20 protein-coding genes and 1 other RNA gene are annotated in these 25,369 nt (G+C 68.4%); 19 read left to right on the top strand and 2 right to left on the bottom strand.

The window, feature by feature from the left end:
• Positions 1 to 7: 7 nt before the first annotated feature.
• From urtB to CEK29_RS17885, 18 genes are all read left to right on the top strand, one after another.
• Entirely contained in the window at positions 8 to 925 is a 918-nt protein-coding gene (urtB, locus tag CEK29_RS17965; RefSeq protein ID WP_094858867.1) for an urea ABC transporter permease subunit UrtB, read from the top strand.
• Positions 926 to 942: 17 nt separating this feature from the next.
• On the top strand, positions 943 to 2,064 hold the full coding sequence (urtC, locus tag CEK29_RS17960; RefSeq protein ID WP_094858866.1) for an urea ABC transporter permease subunit UrtC: 1,122 nt from the start codon (positions 943 to 945) through the stop codon (positions 2,062 to 2,064).
• Positions 2,061 to 2,804 (top strand): urea ABC transporter ATP-binding protein UrtD, encoded by a 744-nt coding sequence (gene urtD, locus CEK29_RS17955; protein WP_094802771.1) that lies wholly within the window; start codon positions 2,061 to 2,063, stop codon positions 2,802 to 2,804. Before urtC ends, urtD begins: the two co-directional genes overlap by 4 nt.
• 17 nt (positions 2,805 to 2,821) lie before the next feature.
• Entirely contained in the window at positions 2,822 to 3,514 is a 693-nt protein-coding gene (urtE, locus tag CEK29_RS17950) for an urea ABC transporter ATP-binding subunit UrtE (protein WP_094858865.1), read from the top strand.
• A gap of 33 nt (positions 3,515 to 3,547) precedes the next feature.
• Positions 3,548 to 4,777: a formamidase gene (gene fmdA / locus CEK29_RS17945; protein ID WP_094802767.1), complete on the top strand. Its 1,230-nt coding sequence runs from the start codon at positions 3,548 to 3,550 to the stop codon at positions 4,775 to 4,777.
• Positions 4,778 to 4,787: 10 nt separating this feature from the next.
• Positions 4,788 to 5,120 (top strand): FmdB family zinc ribbon protein, encoded by a 333-nt coding sequence (locus CEK29_RS17940; protein ID WP_094802765.1) that lies wholly within the window; start codon positions 4,788 to 4,790, stop codon positions 5,118 to 5,120.
• Positions 5,121 to 5,356: 236 nt separating this feature from the next.
• Positions 5,357 to 6,568 (top strand): MFS transporter, encoded by a 1,212-nt coding sequence (locus CEK29_RS17935; RefSeq protein WP_094858864.1) that lies wholly within the window; start codon positions 5,357 to 5,359, stop codon positions 6,566 to 6,568.
• A gap of 68 nt (positions 6,569 to 6,636) precedes the next feature.
• Positions 6,637 to 6,801 carry a hypothetical protein gene (locus CEK29_RS23950; protein ID WP_170948535.1) on the top strand — a complete coding sequence of 55 codons (165 nt, stop codon included), beginning with the start codon at positions 6,637 to 6,639 and terminating at the stop codon, positions 6,799 to 6,801.
• A gap of 98 nt (positions 6,802 to 6,899) precedes the next feature.
• The gene (locus CEK29_RS17930) at positions 6,900 to 9,569 is read left to right on the top strand and encodes a PD-(D/E)XK nuclease family protein (RefSeq protein WP_094858863.1); all 2,670 of its coding nucleotides are present in this window, start codon (positions 6,900 to 6,902) and stop codon (positions 9,567 to 9,569) included.
• A gap of 4 nt (positions 9,570 to 9,573) precedes the next feature.
• Complete coding sequence (locus CEK29_RS17925; protein WP_094858862.1) at positions 9,574 to 13,005, top strand: UvrD-helicase domain-containing protein; 3,432 nt, start codon at positions 9,574 to 9,576, stop codon at positions 13,003 to 13,005.
• Positions 13,006 to 13,292: 287 nt separating this feature from the next.
• An RNA gene (gene ffs / locus CEK29_RS17920) (signal recognition particle sRNA small type) lies at positions 13,293 to 13,390 on the top strand.
• Positions 13,391 to 13,547: 157 nt separating this feature from the next.
• Entirely contained in the window at positions 13,548 to 15,800 is a 2,253-nt protein-coding gene (locus CEK29_RS17915) for a DNA polymerase III subunit gamma/tau (protein ID WP_094858861.1), read from the top strand.
• A 39-nt stretch (positions 15,801 to 15,839) separates the two neighbouring features.
• The gene (locus CEK29_RS17910) at positions 15,840 to 16,166 is read left to right on the top strand and encodes a YbaB/EbfC family nucleoid-associated protein (protein WP_094802755.1); all 327 of its coding nucleotides are present in this window, start codon (positions 15,840 to 15,842) and stop codon (positions 16,164 to 16,166) included.
• Between the two features lie 64 nt (positions 16,167 to 16,230).
• Positions 16,231 to 16,842 carry a recombination mediator RecR gene (gene recR / locus CEK29_RS17905; protein ID WP_094803285.1) on the top strand — a complete coding sequence of 204 codons (612 nt, stop codon included), beginning with the start codon at positions 16,231 to 16,233 and terminating at the stop codon, positions 16,840 to 16,842.
• A 187-nt stretch (positions 16,843 to 17,029) separates the two neighbouring features.
• Positions 17,030 to 18,310, top strand: coding sequence for a CaiB/BaiF CoA transferase family protein (locus CEK29_RS17900; protein ID WP_094802753.1), 1,281 nt, complete (start codon positions 17,030 to 17,032; stop codon positions 18,308 to 18,310).
• A gap of 111 nt (positions 18,311 to 18,421) precedes the next feature.
• A complete protein-coding gene (locus CEK29_RS17895; RefSeq protein ID WP_094802751.1) occupies positions 18,422 to 19,462 on the top strand; it encodes an ABC transporter substrate-binding protein in 1,041 nt (346 codons plus the stop codon).
• The gene (locus CEK29_RS17890; protein WP_094802749.1) at positions 19,455 to 20,264 is read left to right on the top strand and encodes an ABC transporter ATP-binding protein; all 810 of its coding nucleotides are present in this window, start codon (positions 19,455 to 19,457) and stop codon (positions 20,262 to 20,264) included. Before CEK29_RS17895 ends, CEK29_RS17890 begins: the two co-directional genes overlap by 8 nt.
• Before the next feature lie 3 nt (positions 20,265 to 20,267).
• Positions 20,268 to 21,062: an ABC transporter permease gene (locus tag CEK29_RS17885; RefSeq protein WP_094802747.1), complete on the top strand. Its 795-nt coding sequence runs from the start codon at positions 20,268 to 20,270 to the stop codon at positions 21,060 to 21,062.
• A 93-nt stretch (positions 21,063 to 21,155) separates the two neighbouring features.
• Here the strand turns inward: CEK29_RS17885 and CEK29_RS17880 are convergent, their stop codons facing one another.
• Positions 21,156 to 22,655 carry an amino acid permease gene (locus CEK29_RS17880; protein ID WP_094858860.1) on the bottom strand — a complete coding sequence of 500 codons (1,500 nt, stop codon included), beginning with the start codon at positions 22,653 to 22,655 and terminating at the stop codon, positions 21,156 to 21,158.
• Between the two features lie 285 nt (positions 22,656 to 22,940).
• Positions 22,941 to 23,900, bottom strand: coding sequence for a transaldolase (tal, locus tag CEK29_RS17875; protein ID WP_170948534.1), 960 nt, complete (start codon positions 23,898 to 23,900; stop codon positions 22,941 to 22,943).
• A 312-nt stretch (positions 23,901 to 24,212) separates the two neighbouring features.
• Between tal and carA the strand changes: the two genes are divergently transcribed.
• Entirely contained in the window at positions 24,213 to 25,367 is a 1,155-nt protein-coding gene (carA, locus tag CEK29_RS17870) for a glutamine-hydrolyzing carbamoyl-phosphate synthase small subunit (protein WP_170948533.1), read from the top strand.
• Positions 25,368 to 25,369: the final 2 nt, after the last annotated feature.

The following is a 25,369-nucleotide window of genomic DNA, read 5'->3' as shown; positions in this document are numbered from 1 at the left end:
GTGCGAAATGGAATCCTTCTCCGACCTCGGGGCCATTCTGCTGATGCAGGGCTTCAACGGCTTGTCGGTGTTCAGCGTGTTGTTGCTGATGGCGCTGGGGCTGGCCATCATCTTTGGCCAGATGGGCGTCATCAACATGGCGCACGGCGAGTTCCTCGCGGTGGGTGCGTACTGCACGTATCTGCTGTCCGACCTGGTGCAGCAGTTCGCGCCCGGCCTGATGCCCGTGTACTTCTTCCTTGCCATCGCGCTGGCCTTTGCCGTGACCTTCGCACTGGGATGGCTGGTGGAGTGGGCCATGATCCGCCATCTCTACCGCCGCCCGCTCGACACGCTGCTGGCGACCTGGGGGCTATCACTCATCCTGCAGCAGTCGCTCCGATCGCTTTTCGGCCCGCGTGAGGTCAGCCCCACGCTGCCCGACTGGCTGATGGGCTCCTGGCAGCCGCTGGACGGCGTGGACATTCCGATCAACGGGCTGTTCGTCATGTCCATCACCCTGGTGCTGACGGCCGGCCTGCTGCTCGCGCTGTTTCGTTCCACTTGGGGGCTGCATGTGCGCGCGACGGTGCAGAACCGCGCCATGAGCGGCGCGGTCGGCATCGACACCAAGCGCGTCGATCGCCTCACGTTCGCGCTGGGCTGCGGCATTGCCGGCATCGCGGGCGCGGCATTCACCACGATCGGCTCCACCGGGCCCACCAGCGGATCGCTCTACATCGTCGACACCTTCCTGACCGTGGTGTTCGGTGGCGCCGCGAGCCTGTTCGGCACCATCGCCTCCGCGTTCGTCATCGCACAGACGCAGTCGGTGTCGGAATTCTTCATGACCGGTTCCATGGCCAAGGTGCTCACGCTGTCGGCGGTGGTCCTCATCCTGATGCTGCGCCCGCAGGGCCTGTTCAGCGTCAAGGTCCGCAAGTGAATCGACGGGAGACCTTCATGCAGACGCTCTATCGCAACGTGCTGGGCGGACGCCACGGCCTCATCGGCCTGGGGCTGCTCGCCGCGCTGATATTCGTGGTGTTCCCGCTGGCGCTGGACGTGTTCCGGCTCAATCTGATCGGCAAATACCTGACCTATGCGTTCGTGGCACTGGGGCTGGTGCTGTGCTGGGGTTATGGCGGCATCCTGAGCCTGGGGCAGGGCGTGTTCTTCGGTCTCGGCGGCTATTGCATGGCGATGTTCCTCAAGCTGGAAGCCTCCACGCCGGAGGCCACCAAGATCCAGTCCACGCCGGGCATCCCGGACTTCATGGACTGGAACCAGCTGACGGAGCTGCCCTGGTTCTGGGTGCCCTTCAAGAGCTTCTGGTTCACCTTGATGGCGGTGCCGCTGGTGCCGTGCCTGCTGGCGCTGGTGCTGGGGCTCGCGATGTTCAAGCGGCGGGTGGGCGACACCTACTTCGCCATCGTGACGCAGGCCGTGGCGCTGATCCTGTCGGTGCTCATCATCGGCCAGCAGGGCTGGACCGGCGGGGTGAACGGCATCACCGATCTCAAGACCCTGCTCGGCTGGGACATCCGCACCGATAGCGCGCGCCTGACGCTGTACTTCATCAACGGCGGCCTGTTGTTCGCCTGCATCCTGATCGGCCGCTTTCTGCTCGCCTCCAAGCTCGGAAAGCTGCTGATGGCGATGCGCGATAAGGAAGAGCGGGTGCGCTTCTCGGGCTACGACGTGGCGAGCTTCAAGGTGTTCGTGTTCTGCGTGGCGGCCGTGTTCTCGGCCATCGGCGGGGCGATGTTCACCCTGCAGGTCGGCTTCATGTCGCCGTCCTTCGTCGGCATCGTGCCCTCGATCGAGATGGTGATCTTCGCCGCGGTGGGCGGCCGGCTCTCGCTGCTGGGCGCGGTGTACGGTACGCTGTTGGTGAACTTCGGCAAGAGCTACTTCTCGGAAAGCTTTCCGCAGCTGTGGCTGTTCCTGATGGGCGGTCTGTTCATTGCGGTGGTGATGGCGTTTCCCAACGGTCTGGCCGGCCTGTACGGTCAGTACATCAAGCCCCGGCTGGCGCGCAGGCGCAAGGCCGATACGGGCAGCGGTGTGACGGAGGCAGCATGAGCACGCAAGCGTTCGCACTCTACATCGAAAGCCTGACCGTCTCGTTCAACGGCTTCGTCGCCGTCAACGACCTGAACCTGTACGTCGATCAGGGCGAACTGCGGGTCATCATCGGTCCCAACGGCGCCGGCAAGACCACGCTGCTCGACCTCATCTGCGGCCGCACGCGCGCCACCTCCGGCTCGATCCGGTTCAAGGACGCCGAGCTGACCCGCATGGCCGAGTACGAGATCGTGCGCGCCGGCGTGGGCCGCAAGTTTCAGACGCCCTCCATTTACGAAACCCTCAGCGTGCGCGAGAACCTCGAGGTGTCGTTTCCGCGCGGCCGCAGCGTGTGGGGCGCGCTCGCGTTCCGCCGCACGCCGGATGTGGTCGAGCGGGTCGAGCAGGTCGCAGAAGAGATTTTCCTGTCGGGCATGCTCGATCGCTCCGCCGAGCTGCTGTCGCATGGGCAAAAGCAGTGGCTGGAGATCGGCATGCTGCTGATGCAGGAGCCCGAGCTGATGATGCTCGACGAGCCCGTGGCCGGCATGAGCGTGTCCGAGCGAGAGCGCACCGCCGAACTACTCACGCGCATCAGCCGCAATCGATCGCTCATCGTGATCGAGCACGACATGGAGTTCGTGAAAAACATCGCGCACAAGGTGACGGTGTTGCACCAGGGCCAGGTACTCGCCGAGGGCAGCATGGACCACGTCCAGTCGGATCCCCGCGTGATCGAAGTCTATCTCGGCCATTGACGGGCCACGGAGGCGAAATGTTCAACGTAAACGGGCTGATGTCGGGCTACGGCCAGAGCCGGGTGATCCACGGCGTGGACCTGCATGTGGGGCAGGGCGAGATCGTGGCGATCATGGGGCGCAACGGCATGGGCAAGACCACGCTGTTCAAGACCCTGATGGGACTGCTGCCCGCGATGCACGGCTCGATGTCGATCGATGGCAAGGACCTCGGCGGCCTGGAAAGCCACCAGCGTGTGCGCAGCGGCGTGGCCTATGTGCCGCAGGGCCGCATGATCTTTCCCACGCTCACGGTCGAGGAGAACATCCGTACCGGCCTGCGCGGGCGGGCGCTGCGCGATGCCGTGCCGGCGGATATCTACGCGCTGTTTCCGGTGCTGCACGACATGCGCAACCGGCGCGGCGGCGATCTGTCGGGCGGACAGCAGCAGCAACTCGCGATCGCGCGGGCCCTCGTGACCGAGCCCAAGGTGCTGCTGCTGGACGAGCCCACCGAAGGCATCCAGCCGTCCATCATCAAAGACATCGCGCGCAGCCTGCTCGAGATCCGCCAGCTCAAGAACCTGGCGATCGTCGTGTCGGAGCAGGTACTCAGTTTCACGATGCAGATCGCGGATCGTCTGATCGTCATCGACAAGGGCCGATTCGTTCACGAAGACCTGCGCGATAACGTCGACGAGCAGTCGATCAGCAAGTACCTGTCGGTCTGAGGCCGACGCTGTTCATCCCCAAAGGAGCAAGCCATGCCTGAAACGTTGATCAAGGTGGACCTGGCGCAATCGCCCTACGAGAACGAGATGGTGCACAACCGCTGGCACCCCGACATCCCGCTGGCGGTGTGGGTCAAGCCGGGCGACGACTTCGTGCTCGAGACCTACGACTGGACCGGCGGCGCCATCAAGAACGACGATGACGCCTCGGACGTGCGCGACGTCGATCTTTCCACGGTGCATTTCCTGTCCGGGCCGGTCGGCGTCGAAGGCGCGGAGCCCGGCGATCTGCTGGTCGTCGATCTGCTCGACATCGGCGCCAAGCCCGACAGCCTCTGGGGCTTCAACGGCTTCTTCAGCAAGAAGAACGGCGGCGGCTTCCTGACGGATCACTTTCCGCTGGCCCAGAAATCCATCTGGGACTTCGAGGGCATGTTCACGCGCTCGCGCCATATCCCCGGCGTGCGCTTCGCCGGCCTCATCCATCCCGGGCTGATCGGCTGCCTGCCGGATCAGGCCATGCTCGATACGTGGAACAAGCGCGAGCAGGCGTTGATCGACACCGAACCCGACCGCGTGCCGCCGCTGGCCAATCCGCCGGCGCCCAAGACCGCCCACATGGGCAAGCTGCAAGGGGAGGCGCGCGACCGCGCCGCGGCCCAGGGCGCGCGCACGGTGCCGCCGCGCGAGCACGGCGGCAACTGCGACATCAAGGATCTGTCGCGGGGCTCGCGCGTGTTTTTCCCGGTGTATGTGAAGGGCGGCGGGCTCTCGGTGGGCGACCTGCATTTTTCGCAGGGCGATGGCGAGATCACCTTCTGCGGCGCCATCGAGATGGCGGGATGGGTGCACATGCGGGTCTCGCTCATCAAGGGCGGGATGGACAAGTACGGCATCCGCAATCCGATCTTCAAGCCCAGCCCGATCGTGCCCAACTACAAGGATTACCTGATTTTCGAGGGGATCTCGGTCGACGAAGGTGGCAAGCAGCATTACCTCGACGTGCACATCGCCTACCGGCAGGCCTGCCTCAACGCGATCGAGTATCTCAAGAAGTTCGGCTATTCCGGCGCTCAGGCGTATTCGATCCTGGGCACGGCGCCGGTGCAGGGGCACATCAGCGGGGTGGTCGACATTCCCAATGCCTGCGCCACCCTGTGGCTGCCGACCGAGATCTTCGAGTTCGACATCCAGCCGCAGGCGTCCGGTCCCGTCAAACACATCAAGGGCGACGTCGACATGCCCATCGCCCAGGACCGCTGAGGAGACCGGCATGCCGCTCTACGATTACCGGTGTGAAGCGTGCGGCGAGTTCGCCGTGCTGAGGCCATTGGCACAGTGGCGCGATCCGGCGGCCTGCCCGGACTGCGGCGCATCGTGCGCGCGGTACGTCAGTGGCGCGCCGGCGGTGTCGGCGCTGTCCTCGGCGGTCAACCGCGCCCGCGCCCTCAACGAGCGCAACGCGGCCGAACCGCGCAGCTCGCGTGGCGGCCATGGGATGGGTTGCGGTTGCTGCCAGGGGGGCAAACTGCCTTCCAAGACGCGCCGCACGGCCGACGGCGGCAAGACGTTCGCCGGGGCACGACCCTGGATGATCAGTCACTGACCCGCGCCGGCCGGCGCACGGGGCGGTCCCTGGCGGGGCCGCCCTTTTTGTTGCGCGTGCGCCAACCCGCGGAGGGCCTGCCCAGACGCCGGCCGACAGGACTATGATGGAGCGGCCCGCGCTTCACGGCGCGGGCCGCCCACGGGAAAGGGGGGCGGATACCAACAGCAGCGGCGCCAGGCTCGCAGTGTGGGCAGGGGTGCCAGCGGCACATAACACGCGAGACAAACCTGCTTATGTCCAATACAGAAGCGGTATCCGTACGCACGATCGTCATCGGCACGATCGTGGTGTTGCTGGCGATGGGCGTGCGCGCCACGTTCGGGCTCTTCATGCAGCCCATGGGCCTCGATCGGGGCTGGGGGCGCGAGGTTTTTTCCTTCGCCTTCGCGCTGCAGAATCTGGTCTGGGGTATCTCCTGTATTTTCATGGGCATGCTGGCCGACCGCTACGGCTCGGGCCGCACGGTTGCGCTCGGCGCCTTGCTCTATGTGCTGGGCCTGATCGGCACCCGCTATGCCGCCGATCCCTTTACCCTCTGTTTCATGAGCGGCGTCGTCGTCGGCCTGGGACAGGCGGGCACCACCTTCCCGATCATTCTTCCCGTCATTGCCCGCGCGGTGCCGCCGGCCTACCGCAGCACCGCCATGGGAATCGCCAGCGCGGGCGGATCGCTGGGGCAGTTTCTGGTGGTGCCGGCCGGTCAGCAGATGATCGTGCACGCCGACTGGACCGGTGCGCTCTGGCTGCTGTCGCTGCTCGTGGCGGTGGCGCTGCCGCTGGCGTGGTTCCTGCGCGGCAAGCCCGCGCCGCACACCGGTCCGCAGGCGCTCGGCTTCGCCGTGCGCCAGGCCATCACGCATCCCTCGTTTCACTTTCTGTTCGGCAGCTACTTCGTCTGTGGTTTCCACACGGCGTTCATCACGCTGCATCTGCCCGCCTTCGTGGGCGACGCGGGTCTGAACGCCGGGCAGGGCGCCACCGCCATCGCGCTGATCGGGCTCTTCAATGTGTTCGGGTCGTTCTATGCCGGCAAGCTGGGCGGGCGCTACAGCAAGAAGTGGCTGCTGGCCATCATGTATGCGATGCGGGCCGTGGGCATCGCGCTGATCCTGGTGCTGCCGCTCACGCCCTGGGTGCTGTATGGCTTCGCCGCCTGGATGGGGCTGTTCTGGCTCGGCACGGTGCCGCTTACGCAGGGGCTGATCGGCGAAATCTACGGTTTGCGCTATGCCGCCACGCTTTCGGGTATCGTCTTTCTTGGCCATCAGATCGGCAGTTTCATCGGCGTGTGGCTGGGCGGTTATGTCTATGCCCAGACCGGCGCCTACACCTTGATCTGGTGGATCGGTCTGGTCCTGGCGGTCGTCGCCGCGCTGCTCTGCCTGCCGGTGCGCGAGCGCCCGGTCGGCTCGGCGCACCCGCCGGGCTTGGTGCGCAGCGTGTAACGCTCGCCGAGTCCGCGCGTCGCCGCCGTCCTCGCATTGCCTTGCACACTCGCCTCTCGCCCTGAGTCATGACCTCGCCCGCCGACGTTCGCGCTTCGTCTCCCCGCCGCTCCGCCTGGCGCTGGACCGGCTATGGCGCGCTCGCGCTGGTCATGGCGCTGGGCTTCTGGGGCTATCTGAGCCCGTCCATGCGGCTCAACTGGGAAAGCGTCGCCGCCTTGTGCGGCTTCTGATCGCCCCGATTTGTTCGGTATCCTAGGGCCCATTCGCTGGCGCTCGCGCCGGCGCTTCCCTTGTTGCCCGCCTCGCCGGGCTTCCGTGAGCCGAATTCATGCAGGACGACCTGCTTTCTTCATTGCCCGTGTGCCCCTCGGATGCGTTGGGCGAGCTGCCCGCCGATGGCACGCTGGTCCTGACCGTCAACAACCGTCTTGCGCGCCGCCTCACGCTCGAGGTCGCCGCGCGCTTGCGGCACGAGCGCCAGGTGAGCGAGTTGCCGCGCATCCTGCCGCTGTCGGCCTGGCTGGTCGAGGCCGCCGCCGAGCTGGCCTTCGCGCCGCAGGCGGAGCTGCCCGCGTACCGCCTGGGATCGTTCGCGACCCAGCTGGTGTGGCGCGAGGCGATCCTGGCCGAGCAGCGCGATCATGTGCTGCTCGATACCGATCAGGCGGCCCGGCTCGCGCTCGACGCCGATCTGTTGTGCGACGAATGGCAGCTCGACGTCCCCGAGCCCGCCCAGACCGACGAGTACCGGGGCTTTCTGCGCTGGCGCGCCCGCTACCGCGCGATGCTGGCGCAGCTTGATGCCGAAGACGCCAACCAGGGCTATGCGCGGGTCGCGCGCGCCGTGATGCAGGGCGAGCTGCGCCTGCCCGAACGCGTGGTGCTGGCCGGCTTCGGCGAGCTCTCGCCGCGTTTCGCGGCCCTGCTGACGGCCCTGCAGTCGCAGGGCGTTGCGCTGTCGTCGTGGCGGGAAGCCCAGCGCGAGGCCGCGCCTGCGGGCCGCTATGCCGCCCATGACCGGGGCGCGGAGTGGCGTGCCGCCGCGGCCTGGGCCGCGGAACGTCTGCGCGCGCAACCTCACGGACGCTACGCCATCGTCTCGGCCTCGCTCGAGGCCGAGGCGCCGTTCGCGCGGCGGGTGCTGAGCCACGCGCTCGCGGCCGCCGGCGGGCAGCCCGCCTTGCCCTTCAACGTCGCGGTGGGCCGCTCGCTCATCGAGTGGCCGGCCGTGCATGCCGCGCTGTGCTGGCTGGAGGCGCTGGCCGCGTTCGCCGCCGACGGACATGTCGATGCGCCGGCGCTGGGCGCGGCGCTGCTGGCGGGACATTGCGCCGGAGATCGGAGCGAGGGCGCCCGCCTGGGCGCGATCGATGTGCGCTGGCGCCGCCAGGGCCGTGTGCGCGTGACCGCCGAGGGCTGGAAAAAAGACCTGGAGCTGTCGCCGCGGCTGGCGCAGGGCTGGGAGGCGGCGCTCGCCACCTGGCGTGATGGCCCCGGACGGGCGCCCTGCGATGTCTGGGCGCCGCGCATCAAGGCCACGCTCAAGGCGCTCGGGTTTCCGGGCGAGCACGCGCTCGATAGCGTGGGCTATCAGGTGATGGGCGCCTTCGGCGAGCTGCTGGGCGATTTCGCCGCGCTGGCGCCCGCCGTCGGCCCGATCAACGGCAAGGGCGCCGTACGCCTGCTGGCCAGCGCGGCGCGCGCCGGTGCCTTCCAGCCGCAGCGCGATCCCGCGGCGCGCCTCGACGTGCTCGGTCTGCTGGAGGCCGAAGGCGGCGCCTGGGACGGGGTCTGGATGCTGGGCCTCACCGATGATGTGCTGCCCGCCTCGCCCAAACCCAATCCCCTGATTCCGCTGGCCGTGCTGCGCCAGGCCGGCGCGCCGCGCGCCACGCCCGAGCGCGAGCGCCTGTGGGCCGACACGCTGTTCGACGCGCTGTCGCGCTGCGCGCCCGAGCTGGTGGTGAGTCATGCCGAGATGGATGGCGAGCGCGAACTGCGGCCGTCGCCGCTCATTGCCGAGGTGCCCTTGCTGCGCTGGCAACCCGCCTCGGGCGATGCGGCCGAGCCCTGGGCCCAGCAGTCGCTCGACGATCATCAGGGCCCGCCGCTCACCTCCGACAACACCAGTACGGGCGGCCTGGACGTGCTCGACACCCAGGCGCGCAATCCCTTGTGGGCGTTCGTGCGGCACCGCCTCGGCGCGCGCGCGCTGGCGCCGTACGCGGATGCCGCCAGCGTCAACGTGCGCGGCCAGTTTTTGCACGGCGCGCTCGAAGTGATCTGGCGCATGCTGCCCGATCAGGAGGCGCTGCATCAGGCCATGACCGAGGGCCGTCTGGCGGCCCTGGTCGATGGTGCCGTGGCGCAGGCAGCGGATGTCGAGCTCAAGGCCTATCCGGCCGCGCTGCGCGCGCTCGAGTGCGATCGCGCACGCAGCGTGATCTCGCGCTGGCTCGAGCTCGAGGCCAGCCGTCTGCCCTTTGCCGTGGCGCAGGTCGAAGAGACGCATCAATGGCGCCGTGGCGCCCTTGCGCTCAAGGTGCGCCTGGATCGCATGGACACGCTGGCCGATGGCCGCGCCGTCATCATCGACTACAAGACCGGCGCCAATGCGGCCCGGCCCGAATCCGACTGGGCGCGCGCGCGGCCGGTCAATCTGCAACTGCCTTTTTACGCCTCGGTGCTGGCGGGCGACGCGCCCGACACGCGCGTGGCCGGCCTGTTGCTGGCCCAGGTGCATGCGCGCCAGGTCACGGCACAGGGCCTGGCCGAAGAAGACCTCGGCATCGACGGCGTGACCGAAGCGGCCGACAGCAAAGCGTTCGAAGGCCGGCCCTGGAACGACATCGTGCGGCATTGGCGCGATGCGATCGAGATGCTGGCCGACGAGTACGCGAGCGGCCACGCGGCCAACCTGAGCTGGCGCCGCGACGATCTGAAGTATTGCGATGCCGGGCCGTTCCTGCGCCTGGACCTGGAAGACGAGGAAGCCTGAGCGCATGGCCCATCACGACGAACGCCTGCCGCAGGACCACGAAGCCCGCCTGCGCGCACTGGATCCGCAGCGCTCCTACCTGGTGCAGGCGCCTGCCGGCTCCGGCAAGACCGAGCTGCTGACCGACCGCATCCTCGCGCTGCTCGCCACGGTGAACAAGCCCGAAGAAATCGTGGCCATCACCTTCACGCGCAAGGCCGCCTCCGAGATGCATGCCCGCGTGCTGCAGAAGCTCGCGCGCGCGCGGCCCGGTGAACCCGAGCCCGAAGCCGCGCACGAGCATCGCAGCTGGGTGCTGGCGCGCGCCGCGCTGGCCCGCGACGCCGAGCGCGGCTGGCATCTGCTGCAGCATCCCGCGCGGCTGGCGATCCGCACCATCGATTCGTTCTGCGCGGGGCTGGTGCGCGGGATGCCGTGGCTGTCCGGCTTGGGCGGCATGCCCGAGATCGCCGACGACGCGCGCGTGCATTACGAAGCGGCCGCGCGCGCCACGCTGGCGCTGGCCGATCAACACGAGGCCGTGCGGACCTTGCTCGCCCACCTCGACGTCGACGTGCAGGCGGCGCAGCAGGCGATCGCCGACATGCTGGGTCAGCGCGATCAGTGGCTGCGCCTGCTGCATCACGGTCTCGACCGCGAAGGGCTGGAGCGCGCGATGGCCGAAACGCTCGCCGCCGAGCTTGCGGGCCTGGACGACAGCCTGCCCTTCGGCTGGGACGAGACGCTCTGCGGCATCGCGCGTCTGGCCGCGGCGCAGCTGGGCGACATCGGCGACGCGCGGCTGCAGGCCCTGTGCGATTGGGATGGCCCGATCGAGGTCGACGCCGAGGCCTTGCCGCAGTGGCGTGCGCTCGCCCATCTGCTGCTCACCGGACAGGACGAGCTGCGCAAACCCAAAGGCATCAACAAGAATCTCGGCTTTCCGGCCGGCTGCGCGCACAAGGATCCGTTCACGGTCTGGCTGGCCGGCTTCGACGGCAGCGAGCCCTGGGTGCGCCGGCTCGCCTCGGTGCGCAGCATGCCCGACGCGCGCTTCACCGATGCGCAGTGGGATGTGCTGTCGGCCCAACTCATCACGCTGGCGCTTGCGGCCGGGCAGTTGCAGCACGTTTTCGGCGCCGCGGGCGAGGTCGATTTCATCGAGATCGCGCAGCGCGCGTCGCGAGCCCTGGGCAGCGCCGATGATCCGGGCGAGCTGCTGCTCAAGCTCGACGCCTCCATCCGTCATCTGCTGATCGATGAGTTTCAAGACACCAGCCAGACACAGATCGAGCTGCTGCGCACGCTGACCGCGGGCTGGCAGGAAAGCGATGGCCGCACGCTGTTCCTGGTGGGCGACCCGATGCAGTCGATCTACCGCTTCCGCAAGGCCGAAGTGGGCCTGTTCCTCGAGGCCGCCGCGGGCGGCGTCGGCGAAGTGCCGCTCGATTTCCTGCAGCTCACCGACAACTTCCGCTCGCAGGGCGGGGTGGTCGACTGGGTCAATGCCTCGTTCGCGCGGCTGCTGCCGGCCGACAACGATCCCCAGGCGGGCGCGATCCGCTATAGCGCCTCGGCGGCCTTCCATCCGGTGCTGCCGGGCCCCGCCGTGCGCTTTCATCCGGCCTGGAGCCCCGACGGACTGTCGTCCGGCGACGCGCTGGCCGAAGACATCGCGGTGGAACTGGTGCGCGAGGCCCTGGCGGAATACGCCGGCGCGGCGCATCCGGTCGCGATCCTGGTGCGCGCGCGCTCGCATCTGGGCAGCCTCACGCGCCGGCTGGCGCAAGAGGGCATCCCGAGCCGGGCGGTCGAGCTGGTGCCGCTGGCGCAGCGTCCGGTCGTGGCCGACCTGGTGCAACTGCTGCGCGCGCTCACGCATCCCGGCGACCGCATGGCGTGGCTGTCGGTGTTGCGCGCGCCGTGGTGCGGCCTCACGCTGCGTTCGCTCGAAAGCCTGTGCGGCGCCGACCACATCACGCCGATTCCAGATCTGCTCGCCCGCAGCCTGCGGCCGCAGACCGACGTGCCGGCGCAGGGCGGACTCTTCGGCGACGAGACCGACGCCGTGACGCCGGTGACTACCCTGGGCGACAGCACGGCGCGGCAACGCCTCGCGCCCGACGAATACGCCCGCCTGACCCGGGTGGCCGCGATCCTGCTCGACCGCGCCAACGCCGCGGGCACGCTGCCGCTCGCGACCTGGCTCGAAACCGTCTGGCGCCGCCTGGGCGGGCCGCGCCTGTATGGCGGCGGCGCCGCCAACACCGATGCCGAAAGCCTGTTCCAGCTGGTCGAGCGGCTCGCGCCGCACGGCGCGCTCGACATGACGGCCTTCGACACCGCCGTGGCGCGTCTCTTTGCCGCGCCCGATGCCGTGGGGCAGGGCGGCGCGGTCGAGATCATGACCATGCACAAGTCCAAGGGTCTGCAATTCGAGTCCGTGATCCTGTTCGGCCTGCACAAGGCGCCGCGCGGCGATCAGGCGCCGCTGGTGCGATTCGAGCAGCAGGGCGGCAAGGTGCTGCTGGGCCCGATCAAGCCGCGCGCCGAATCCGAAGCCGATCCGGTGTCGCGCTATCTCGGCGCCCGCGAGGCCCGCCGGGCGGCCTTCGAGACCGATCGTCTGCTGTACGTGGCCGCCACCCGTGCGCGCAAGCGCCTGCACCTGGTCGGCAACGTCGCGCTCGACCGCGCCAGCGGCGCCGTGCGCGATCCCGCCGCCGCCAGCCTGCTGGCGCGCCTGTGGCCCTACGTGGGGCCAGTGGCCGCGCCCGAAGGCATCCAGCCGCCCGCCGCCGACGAACAGGCGCAACCGCAATGGCGCGGCGAACCGCTGCGCCGCATCGACGCCAGCGTGCTGCGGCAGGCCGAGGCGCCCATCCTGCCCGCCGGTCTGGTGGGCGTGACGGGCGCACAGGCCGGCGAACATCCGGCCTGGCAACTCGACGCCGGCTACGAGGCCGCCGTCGGCACCCTCGCGCACGCCTGGCTGGCCCGCATGGGCGAGGAGGGCGCCGCCGCCTGGAGCGCAGACCGCCTGGCGCACAGCCTGCCCGCCATGCGCCGCCAGCTCACCCGCGCCGGCATTCCCGACAGCCAGGCCGACGAAGCCGCCGACGCCGTCCTGCACACCCTGCAGGCCACACTCGACGACGAGCGCGGCACCTGGCTCCTGGCCCAATCCCGCGCCCGCCGCGAATGGCCCCTGATCGACGCCGCCGGCCGCGTCTCCGTCATCGACCTCGCCCTCTCCACCGACGCAGGCTGGCTCATCGTCGACTACAAAACCGGCCAACCCCACCCCGGCGAATCCTCCGACGCCTTCGCCCAACGCATGCGCCTGCGCCACGCAGACCAACTCGCCCGCTACTGCGCCCAAGTCACAGCCCTGGACGGCCGCCAAGCCCAAGCCGCCCTCTACTTCCCCAGAGCCAAAACCTGGATCGAGGTGTGAAAGGCGCGAGCAGCCTGATAGCAGTCCTGACGGACTGAATGCCCGCCAAATAGCTGTCCTGACGGATTGAACACCCACAAGGAAACTGCAAGCGGGCAAAGCCCGCGAGCAGTTTCCAAACCCCTGGGAGACGAGCGGGCAAAGCCCGCAAGGCTCCCCCAACCACAAAAGCTCCCTCCCCCTCGGGGGGAGGGCGGGGGGCGGGGGCACACCGTCAGGCCCCCCCGGGGACCGCCAAATGAGAGGCTGGCAAGCGGGCGAACGCCCGCTCTGCTAGAATCTCATTTGGCGGGCCCCTTCGCATGGTTCGACGGTGAACCTGGTCAGGTCGGGAACGAAGCAGCCATAGTCGTTTAGGACCAGTGCCGGAGTAAGGCTCGCCTCCGGTTTCCCCAGAAAAGGGGCGCCGCGAGCGGAATCCTCGATGCCCAGCGCATCGTGCAGGTTTCGCCCGCGGCGCCCCTTTTTTGCATTTCACGCGCCCTCCGTCCCCCAGTCCGGCTGCGGTGGCCCGGGGCGCCCAGAGGCTCTACAATCCCGGCATGACTTATCTGGTACTGGCCCGCAAGTGGCGCCCGCGATCGTTCGACACCCTGGTGGGCCAGGATCACGTGGTGCGCGCGCTCACCCACGCGCTCGACACCCAGCGCCTGCACCATGCCTGGCTGTTCACCGGTACGCGCGGGGTCGGCAAGACCACGCTGTCGCGCATCCTGGCCAAGTCGCTCAACTGCGAAACCGGCATCACCTCCAAGCCTTGCGGCGTGTGCCGGGCCTGTACCGAGATCGATGCCGGGCGTTTCGTCGACTACCTCGAGCTCGATGCCGCCTCCAACCGCGGCGTCGAAGAAATGACCCAGCTGCTGGAGCAGGCGGTGTACTCGCCCGGCGCCGGCCGCTTCAAGGTCTACATGATCGACGAAGTGCACATGCTCACCGGGCACGCGTTCAACGCGATGCTCAAGACGCTCGAAGAGCCGCCGCCGCACGTCAAGTTCATTCTCGCCACCACCGATCCGCAGAAGATCCCGGTCACGGTGTTGTCGCGCTGTCTCCAGTTCAATCTCAAGCAGATGCCGTCCGACTCCATCGTCGGGCATCTGCAGGCCGTGCTCGGCCAGGAGCAGGTCGCGTTCGACGTGCCGGCCCTGCGTCTCATCGGCCAGGCCGCGGGCGGTTCGATGCGCGACGCGCTCTCGCTCACCGACCAGGCCATCGCCTATAGCGCCGGCAATCTCACCGAAGACGCCGTGCGCGGCATGCTGGGCACGATCGATCAGCGCCATCTCGTGCGCCTGCTCGACGCCCTCGCCGCGAACGACGCCGCCGGCGTGCTGGCCGTGGCCGACGAGCTGTCCACCCGCGGGCTCTCATACGCCGGCGCGCTGGCCGACCTGGCCGTGCTGCTCTCGCGCGTCGCGATCGAGCAGCGCGTCACCGGCGTCACCGCCGCCGATGATCCGCTGGCCGCCGACATCGCGCGCCTGGCGCTCGCCCTGCATCCCGATGCGGTGCAGCTGTTCTACTCGGTCGCCGTGCACAGCCGCGGCGAGCTCACGCTCGCGCCCGACGAATACGCCGGCTTCATCATGGCCTGCCTGCGCATGCTGGCACTGCATGGCGACGCCGGTCCGGCCACGCAGGCCGAATCGCCCGCGCGTGTCGCGCCGGTGCCGCGCGCCGAGCCGGTCGCCGCCGCCGCGCCCGCGGCCGTCGCGGCTCCGGTGACGCCGGCTCAGCCCGCCGCGCAGCCCGCACCCTCTGCGGTCGAGGCCCGGGCGCCCGAGGCTGCACCCAGCCCCGCCGCCGACACTCCCGCTGCCGCTGCCGCTACGCCCGCCGCCGGTACGCCGGCCGCCGGTACGCCGGCCGCCGACGCGCCGTCGCAGAGCGCGGCGCTGGCGCGCAATCCCGTCGCCGCGGTCGTGTCGGCCCCGGCCTCGCCTCCGGCACCCCCCGCGCCGCCCGCCGTCTCGGCCGGCCCCGCGGGCGTGCCGCCCTGGGAAGACAATCCCGCGGCCACGTCTGACGCGGCCGCGTCGGGTTCCGTTGCGTCGGGCGCCGCCGCGCCGGGCGCCGCTGCGCCTGAACAGGCCGCACCTATGCCGGCCGCGCCCCAATCCACGGCGGTGGCTGATGCACGGCAGGCCGTCGCTACGCGCGACGTCGCGACCTCCGCCGCGCCCGCCGACGACGACGGCCCGCCGTCGTGGGTCGACGAAGCCATCCCGGACGAGGCCGAAGGGGGCTATGCCGCCGAGGCCTTCACCCAGGATCCTGACGACGATTTCGAAACGCTCGCGCCCGCCGCCAGCGCCGAGCGCGCGCCGCCGCCCAGCCGCGGCCCCGCCGCGCCCGCGCCGCGCCGCGCGCGCGGGGGTTCGCGCAGCCGCGTCACCGACATGTCGTCCGAGGCCTGGCCCGATCTCGCCGCCAAGCTGCCCGTCACCGGGCTGGCCGCCGAGCTCGCGCGCCAGAGCGAATGGGCGGGCGTGCAGGGCGACGCCGTGCTGCTGCGCGTGGCCGTGCGCACGCTGGCCGAGAGCGAGAGCCGTGTGCGCCTCCAGACCGTGCTGTGCGAGCACTTCGGCCAGGGCCTGCGCCTCGAGATCGAGGTGGGCGCCACCGGCGATGCCACGGCGCACGCCGTCGCACAGATCGAACGCGCGGCGCGCCAGCAGGCCGCCGAAGACGCGGTTCAGGTCGATCCTTTCGTACAAGCCCTGGTTGCCGATTTCGGCGGCCAGGTGGTGCCCGGCTCGGTGCGCCACGTCGACAATCCGCCGGCCGCCTGAGGCGCCGGCTTTTTCACCCGAACACAGGAAGACTCCATCATGATGAAAGGTCAATTGGCCGGCCTGATGCGCCAGGCGCAGCAGATGCAGGAAAACATGAAGAAGGCCCAGGAAGCCCTCTCCGAGGTCCTGGTCGAAGGCGAATCCGGTGGCGGCCTCGTCAAGGTCACCATGACCGCCCGCAACGACGTCAAACGCGTCGCGATCGATCCCAGCCTGCTGGCCGACGACAAAGACATGCTCGAAGACCTGGTCGCCGCCGCGTTCAACGACGCGCTGCGCAAGGCCGAAGCCACCGCTCAGGAAAAGATGGCGGGCGTCACCGCCGGCATGCCGCTGCCCCCGGGCATGAAGCTGCCTTTCTGAGTCTGGCGTTTTTCGGCCGCCCGCGGGCGGCCGTCCTCAGCGCCCCTGGCGGCGCATGGTCACGATGGACAACTCGCTTCCCGAACCCGAACCGCTCGTCACGCTGATCGAGGCGTTGCGGCGCCTGCCCGGCGTCGGCGTGCGCTCGGCGCGCCGCATGGCCTATCACCTGCTGCAGCATGATCTGCAAGGGGCCGACATGCTCGGCCGCGCGCTCACCGGCGCCTTGCAGAACCTGCGGCATTGCGTGCGCTGCAACAGCTTCACCGAAGAAGAAATCTGCCACGTCTGCGCCAATCCCAAGCGCGATGGCGCGGTGCTCTGCATCGTCGAGACCCCGGCCGACCAGAACGTCATCGAATCCAGCCATGGCTATCGCGGGCTGTATTACGTGCTGATGGGCAGGCTGGCGCCTCTCGAGGGCGTGGGGCCGCGCGAGCTGGATTTTCAGCGCGTGTTCGATCGCGCGAGCGATGGCGTGGTGCAGGAGGTCATCCTGGCCACCAACTTCACCGCCGAAGGCGAGACCACCGCGCACTTCCTGGGCGAAGCCCTGGCCGAGCGCGGCCTCAAGGTCACGCGTCTGGCGCGTGGCGTGCCGGCCGGCAGCGAGCTCGAGTACGTCGATGCGGGCACGATCGCCTGGGCATTGATGGAGCGGCGCAGCGCCAGTTAGCCGCGGCGTCCAGGATCCGGTCACTCTCCCTGCCTGCCCTGGGCGAGCCGCAAAAAAAGGCGTAGTCTGACGGCTCCTGGCGGGTTCGCCCTCGCGGCGCCGACCAGGATGCAGCCGTTGCGTCATCCGAGGGTTTCGAGTCCCGGCGCCGGCCGAGTCTAAAAAAGAAACTGGAGGAAGACTGCGCATGTCAGCCCTGAACGGTCTGAAAGTGCTGGAATTGGGCACGTTGATCGCCGGGCCGTTCGCGGCCCGCATGTTCGGCGAGTTCGGCGCCAGCGTCATCAAGGTCGAGACCCCGCATGGTCCCGACGGCAAGGGCGGCGGTGATCCGATCCGCAGTTGGCGCCACCTGCACGAGGGCAACTCGCTGTGGTGGACCGTCCAGGCCCGCAACAAACAATCCATCGCGCTCAACCTCAAGCATCCCGCAGGCCGCGAGATCGCGCGCAAGCTCGCGCTCGAAGCCGACGTGGTCGTCGAAAACTACCGGCCCGGCGTGCTCGAGAAGTGGGGCCTGGGCTACGAAGACCTGCGCGCCATCAACCCGGCCATCATCATGGTGCGGCTCTCCGGCTACGGCCAGACCGGCCCCATGCGCGATCAGCCCGGCTTCGGCGCCATCGGCGAATCCATGGGCGGCCTGCGCTACGTCTCGGGACATCCCGACCGGCCTCCCGTGCGCGTGGGGATCTCGATCGGCGACTCGATCGCCGCGCTGCACGGCGTGATCGGTGCCCTGATGGCGCTGCGCCATCGCGACGCCACCGGCGGACGCTGGAACGGCAAACTCGGCGCGGACTGCGTGGCGGGGCAGGGCCAGATGGTCGACGTCGCGCTGTACGAATCGGTGTTCAACCTCATGGAAAGCCTGGTGCCCGAGTACGACGTGGCCGGCGTGATCCGCGAGCGCACCGGCGGCGCGCTGCCCGGCATCGTGCCCTCCAACACCTACACCACCAACGACGGCCAGAACATCGTGATCGCCGGCAATGGCGATGCGATCTTCCATCGCCTGATGCTGGCCATGGGCCGCGACGACCTCGCCCACGATCCCGATCTGGTGCGCAACGACGGCCGGGCGCGCCGCGCGGCCGAGATCGACGGCGCGATCCAGGCCTGGTGCGACGGCCGCCCGATCGACGAGGCGCTCGCCACGCTGCGCGCCGCCGATGTGCCGGTGGGCAAGATCTACAGCGTGGCCGACATGTTCACCGACCCGCAGTTCATCGCGCGCGGCATGATCGAGCAGCACGCCTTCCCCGATGGCCGTCCGGTCAAGCTGCCGGCCGTGGTGCCCAAGCTCTCCGAGACCCCTGGCGGCACGCGCTGGCTGGGCCCGCGCTTAGGGGAACATACCGAGGAAGTCCTGAAAACGCTGGGGTATGATGCAGCGGCGATTGCGGAACTGGCTCAGACCGGCGCGATCAGCCTGGGGATCACACCAGAATCTTCGCCGCGCTCCTGAGGGGGCTGCCACAGGCAGTCCGGGAGCACGGCGTAATGCCTATTGCCGGCGCGGCGTCATGGTCCGCGCCGCCGACATTGCCGTCATTCGACGGCGCCAGAGGAGACACCCATGTCAGTCACGCGTCGTGATTTGCTCAAATTTGCCGGTGCCGCCGGTGCCCTGAGCATGGCCCCCGCCTTCGTGCGGGCCCAGAAGCTCGAACGGGCCAAGGTCCAGATCGCCGTGGGCGGCAAGGCCCTTGTCTATTACCTTCCGCTGACCATCGCCGAAGTGAAGGGCTTCTTCAAGGACGAAGGCCTGGATGTTTCGATCGCCGACTTCGCGGGCGGCTCCAAGGCCCTGCAGGCCGTGGTGGGCGGCAGTGCCGACGTGGTGTCGGGTGCCTTCGAGCACACGCTCGCCATGCAAGGCAAGGGCCAGATGTACCGCGCCTTCGTGCTGCAAGGCCGCGCGCCGATGATCGGCGTGGGCGTGTCCAAGAAAAACATGCCCAACTACAAGGGCCCGGCCGACCTGAAGGGCAAGAAGATCGGCGTGACCGCGCCGGGATCGTCCACCAACATGGTGGTCAACTTCTTCCTGGCCAAGCACGGCCTCAAGCCCAGTGATGTGTCCATCATCGGCGTGGGCGCCGGCGCGGGCGCCGTGACCGCGCTGCGCAGCGGCCAGATCGACGCCATCTCCAATACCGACCCCGTCGTGTCGATGCTCGAGCTCGCCGGCGACATCCAGACCATCGTCGATACGCGCACCCTCAAAGACACGCTCGACATCTTCGGCGGCAACATGCCCGCCGGCTGCCTCTACGCGCCGCAGAAGTTCGTCGAAGCCAATCCCAACGTCGTGCAGGCCCTCACCAATGCCATGGTGCGCGCCGACAAGTGGATCCAGAAGGCCGGCGTCGACGAGATCGTGAAGGTCGTGCCCGAATCCTATCTGCTGGGCGATCCCACCGTATACAAGGCCGCCATCGCCAAGAGCATGGAAGGCCTGTCGCCCGATGGCCTGATCCCCGACGACGGCGCCGCCACCGCGGTCAAGGCGCTGGCCGCATTCTCGGCCGAGTTCGATGCAGGCAAGATCGATCCGGCCAAGGCCTGGACCAACGACTTTGCGCGCCGCGCCAACGAGAAGTATCCCAATGTCTGAAGCTGCACTGACGCTGGAAAACATTACTTGCACGTTCGTCGCGCGCGACGATCGCAGCAAGCGCTACACCGCGGTGCAGGACACCACGCTGTCCATCGCGCCGGGCGAGTTCGTCTCCGTGGTCGGTCCGACCGGCTGCGGCAAGTCCACGCTGCTCAACGTGGGGGCCGGCCTGCTGTCCCCCTCGTCGGGGCAGGTCAAGGTGTTCGGTCAGCCGCTCACGGGCATCAACGAACGCGCCGGCTACATGTTCCAGGGCGAAGCGTTGCTGCCCTGGCGCAGCGCGCTCGAAAACGTGATGGCGGGTCTCGAGTTCGCGGGCGTTGCGCGCCCCGAACGCGAGGCCAACGCCCGCGAATGGATGCGCCGTGTGGGTCTGGGCGGTTTCGAAGATCGTTATCCGCACCAGATGTCCGGGGGCATGCGCAAGCGCGTGATGCTGGCCCAGACGCTGATCCGCGATCCCGACATCATTCTGATGGACGAGCCGTTCTCGGCACTCGACATCCAGACGCGCCAGCTCATGGAAAACGAAGTGCTCGAGCTCTGGATGGCCAAGCGCAAGGCCGTGCTCTTCATCACGCACGATCTCGACGAAGCCATCGCCATGAGCGATCGCGTCGTGGTGCTGTCGGCCGGTCCGGGTACCCACCCGATCGGCGAGTTCCAGATCGATCTGCCGCGTCCGCGTGACGTGGCCGAGGTGCGCGTGCACCCGCGTTTCGTCGAGCTGCATGCCGCCATCTGGGGCGTGCTGCGCGAAGAAGTCCTGAAGGGCTATGCCCAGCAGAAGCGAGCCTGAACCATGTCGAAGCTGATCAAACCGGGCTCCGCGAGCCTGCGCCTGTGGCAATTGTTGCTGCTGGTCATCATCCTGGCCGTGTGGCACATCGCCACCCGTGATTCTCAAATTGCCTTCTTCTTTGGCGAGCCGCTCAAGGTGGCGGGCCGGATCTGGGCGTGGTTCGTCACCAACGGCGATATCTACGGCCATCTCTGGGTCACCCTCACCGAGACCGTGCTGGCGTTCGTGATCGGCACCGTCGCCGGCCTGGGCTTCGGCCTGTGGCTGGGGCTCTCGCCGGTGGCCAGCGCCATTCTCGATCCCTACATCAAGGCGGCCAACTCCATGCCGCGCGTGATTCTGGCGCCGATCTTCGGCATGTGGTTCGGCCTGGGCATCTGGTCCAAGGTCGCGCTGGCCGTCACGCTGGTGTTCTTCATCGTGTTCTTCAACGTCTACCAGGGCGTGCGCGAGGTGAGCCCCACGCTGCTCGACAACGCCCGCATGCTGGGCGCGCGCCGCCGTCAGCTGCTGCGCCACGTCTACCTGCCGTCGGCCACCAGCTGGGTGTTCTCCAGCCTCCACACCTCCGTCGGCCTGGCCTTCGTGGGTGCCGTGGTGGGCGAGTACCTGGGCTCGGCCAGCGGCGTGGGCTACCTGATCCTGCAGGCCGAAGGCACGTTCGACGTGAACACGGTGTTCGCGGGCATCGTGGTGCTGACCGCCTTCGCGCTCGTCCTCGATTACGTCGTGGGCGTGGGCGAAAAGCGCCTGATGAAGTGGCAGCCCAAATCGGGCGAGACCGAGAAGCTCTAGCGCGCCTTCGGGCTCCGCGGCTTCCAAAACAGAAGAGCCAGGGCGATGCCCTGGCTCTTCTGTTTTGTGCGCCCGGCGGGGCGTCGGCGATGCCTATCCGCCGTTGCGCGCGGGCTCGTGGCGGATCTCCGTGGGCTCGAAGCGCATGGCGTCGTACGGAACCCAGGTCGGGCCATTAATCAGCCGGTAGCCCAGCCACATCAGCAGGAACATCGGGATGCCGATGTAGGTCGCCGCCGCGCCGATCCAGTCGATCCGATCCTGCATGAAGGCCTGGTAGTTCTGGCCCAGCGTCACAACCAAGCACAGCACGAAGGCGAGAATCGGCGCCACCGGAAAAGCGCCGGCGAGATAGGGCAGGCGCGCCAGGTCCAGGCCGTGGCGCACGTAGCCGCGGCGAAATCGATAATGGCTGACCACGATGCTCAGCCACACGATGAACTCCGTCATGCCGGCCAGATTCAGCAGCCAGATGTACACGGCGGCCGGGCTGTAGATCGCGCTCGCCAGGCACAGGCAGGCCAGCGCGGTGGTGCCCAGCAGCGCATAGAGCGGCACGCCCGCACGCGTCACGCGCGCGAAGATGCGCGGCGCCTGGCCTTCGGTGGCCATGTTGTAGAGCATGCGCGTGGCCGCATACATTCCGGAGTTGCCGGCCGACAGCACCGAGGTCAGGATCACCGCGTTCATGACCGAGGCGGCGGCCAGCAGGCCGGCGTGTTCGAACACCAGCGTGAACGGACTCACCGCGATGTCGCTGACCTCCGAGCGCAGCAGCTGCGGGTCGGTGTACGGGATCAGAAAGCCGATCACCACGATCGACAGCACATAGAACAGCAGGATGCGCCAGAACACCTGGCGGATCGCGCGCGGCACGTCGCGCTGCGGGTTTTCGGACTCGCCCGCCGCCACGCCGACCAGCTCGGTGCCCTGAAACGAATAGGCCACGATCATCGCCACGCCCACCAGCGTCGCGAGGTTGCCCACGATCGGCGCATCGCCCACGGTCCAGTTCTGGAAGCCCGGCATGTGGCCGGTGTGCAGAATGCCGGTGATGATGGCGACGCCGGTCACCAGGAAGCAGATGACGGCGATCACTTTGATCAGCGCGAACCAGTACTCAGACTCCGCGAAGCCCCTTGCCGAGAAGGCGTTGAGCCCGATCATCAGCAACAGAAACAGGCCGCTCCACAGGATGCCGGGTATATCGGGCAGCCAATATGCCATCACGATCTGGGCCGCGACCAGGTCCACGGCGACCACGATGGCCCAGCTGAACCAGAAGTTCCAGCCCAGCGCGAACCCGAAGCCGCGATCCACGTAGCGCGCCGCGTAAGTGGAGAACGACCCGGCCACCGGCATGAAGGCCGCCAGTTCGCCCAGGCTGGTCATGATGAAGTACACCATCAGCCCGATGACGAGGTAGGTGAGGAGCGCGCCGCCCGGCCCGGCCTGGGCGATGGCCGATCCCGATGCCACGAAGAGCCCGGTGCCGATGGCCCCGCCGATGGCGATCATGTTCAGGTGGCGGGTTTTCAGCACGCGGCGCAAGCCCTCGGGGGCGCCCTGCGTGGGGCCAGACGGTTCGGCCATGGATGTTCTCCTCAATTCGATAGCGGTGGTGCGGGCGTGGCGTGCGGGAGCATGCGATGCCCCGCGCGGTCCGCCGGGCGCAAGTGTACGACTCGCGCCCGCCCGGCCGCGGCGGGCGCGCCAACGCCGGGCGCCGGCTCACCGTGCGCGCGGGCGGGTCCGCCTCGGGCGCGTGGGTGGTGAGCACGTTCCATACCGGAAGCGCGCCACATCGGAAGAAAGGGAACAATAGGACAGCGGCGTGGGCTGCTCGGCCACGGCGGGACGCCGTGGCCGGGGGCGGGCTCAGCGGCCGGCCTGTGCCTCGAGCAGGGCGTCGAGCTTGCGGCCATCGGCCACGAACGCGCGGATGCCTTCGGACAGCTTTTCGCTCGCCATCGCATCTTCGTTGAGCAGCGTGCGGAAGCTCACCTCGTCGGCGGGCACCACGGCCGGCACCTCCTGAGTGGCCTGCGCCGGGTCGAGGCGCGCGGGCGCGTCGCCCTGCGCCTGCGACAGTTCCGTGAGCAGCTCCGGACTGATGGTGAGCAGGTCGCAGCCCGAGAGCGCGAGGATCTGCCCGCTGTTGCGGAAGCTGGCGCCCATGATCTCGGTGGCGATGCCGTGTGCCTTGTAGTAGCGGTAGATGCGCGCCACCGACAGCACGCCGGGATCACGCTCGCCGCTGTTCGAGGCTTCGTCCCAGGCGGTGCCGGCGCTCTTCTTGTACCAGTCGTAGATGCGGCCCACGAACGGCGAGATCAATTGCACGCCGGCCTGCGCGCAGGCCACGGCCTGGGGCAGCGCGAACAACAGGGTGAGGTTGCAGCGGATGCCTTCCTGCTGCAGCACGCGGGCGGCCTCGATGCCTTCCCAGGTGGACGCGATCTTGATCAGGACGCGCTCGCGCGGCACGCCCGCCGCCTGATACAGGGCGATCAGCCCGCGGGCCCGCTCGACGGTGGCGCGCGTGTCGAACGACAGGCGCGCATCGACTTCGGTGGACACGCGGCCCGGCACGATGCCGAGGATCTCGCGGCCGAACGCGACCAGCAGCCGGTCGGTCTGCTCGGCCAGGCTGGCGCCGCGATGGTCGCGCACGGTCTGCTCGAGCAGCGGCCGGTAGGCGTCTTTCTGGACGGCCTTGAGAATCAGCGAGGGATTGGTGGTGGCGTCGGTGGGGCGCAACGCGCGCATCGTTTCGAAATCGCCGGTGTCGGCGACGACGGTGGTGTGGCGGCGCAGGGCATCGAGCTGACTGGTCATGACGGGACGGCGTGCCTTCAAAGGTTGGGAAGAGGAATCTCCCAAGCGTAGCATCGGCCCGGCGACAGCCGGCTCTGGCGGGCGGCTACAGAGCGCAACAATATGGGGACAAAAGATGCGGGGGGCGGGGCAGGCGCGGCGAGGCGGGCAGGGCGCGGAGGAGGAATCGGACCGAAACCTGGACGGCCGCGGGGTGGGTTCGCCCCCCCAAAACGGGCGTTTCAGCCTTTAACGGCGCGGTTTTTACGGGAAGATGACCGGTCGAGGTATAATCTGAAAGTTTGATTATCGATTCAGAAACCGGGGTTTACTGTGCTGCCGCAACTTTTTCCCGAGGGGATCAACCGCTTCCCTCCTGCAATTCTGGCTTTGGCGGACGGTACCATTTTTCGGGGCGTATCGATAGGCGCGCCGGGTCATACCGTGGCCGAGGTGGTGTTCAACACCTCCATGACGGGCTACCAGGAAATTCTCACTGATCCCAGCTACAGCGAACAGATCGTCACGCTGACCTATCCCCACATTGGCAATACCGGCGTCAACACCGAAGACGTCGAAGCCAACCGTGTGTACGCCTCCGGTCTGGTGGTGCGCGACTGTCCCGCCCGAGTGTCCAATTTCCGTTCCACCCAATCCCTGCCCGAGTACCTCGCGGCCCAGGGCGTGGTCGCCATCGCGGGTATCGACACCCGCAAGCTCACCCGTATCCTGCGCGACAAGGGCGCCCAGGGCGGGTGCATCTTCGTTGGTGATGATGCCGAACGCGCCGTCGAGCTGGCGCGCAGCTTCCCGGGCATGTCCGGCCAGGATCTGGCCAAGGTCGTTTCCCAGAAAGACACCACCTCCTGGACCCAGGGAACCTGGGAGCTTGGCAGCGGTTTCTCCGCGCCGTCCCAGGACCAGTTCCATGTGGTCGCCTACGACTACGGCGTGAAGCAGAACATTCTGCGTCTGCTGGCCGACCGCGGCTGCCGCATCACGCTGGTGCCCGCCCAGACCAGCGCCGACGAGGTGCTCAAGCTCAATCCCGACGGTGTGTTCCTGTCCAATGGCCCCGGGGATCCCGAGCCCTGCGACTACGCCATCGCCGCGACCAAGGTGTTCCTCGAGCGCAAGCTGCCGGTTTTCGGCATCTGCCTGGGTCACCAGATCATGGGCCTGGCCGTCGGCGGCAAGACCGTCAAGATGAAGACCGGTCACCACGGTGCCAACCACCCGGTCCAGGACATGCAGTCCAAGCGCGTCTTCATCACCAGCCAGAACCACGGCTTCGCGGTCGACGCCGCCAGCCTGCCGGCCAACACCCGCGTGACCCACGTGTCGCTGTTCGACGGCACGCTGCAAGGCTTCGAACTCACCGACCGTCCCGCGTTCTGCTTCCAGGGCCACCCCGAAGCGAGCCCCGGTCCGCACGACATCATCGTGCTGTTCGACAAGTTCATCAGCCTGATGGCCGGCCAGAAATAAAG

The organism is Bordetella genomosp. 5 (assembly GCF_002261475.1).
GTDB lineage: Bacteria > Pseudomonadota > Gammaproteobacteria > Burkholderiales > Burkholderiaceae_B > Bordetella.
This window is presented reverse-complemented; position numbering and strand designations above follow the sequence as displayed.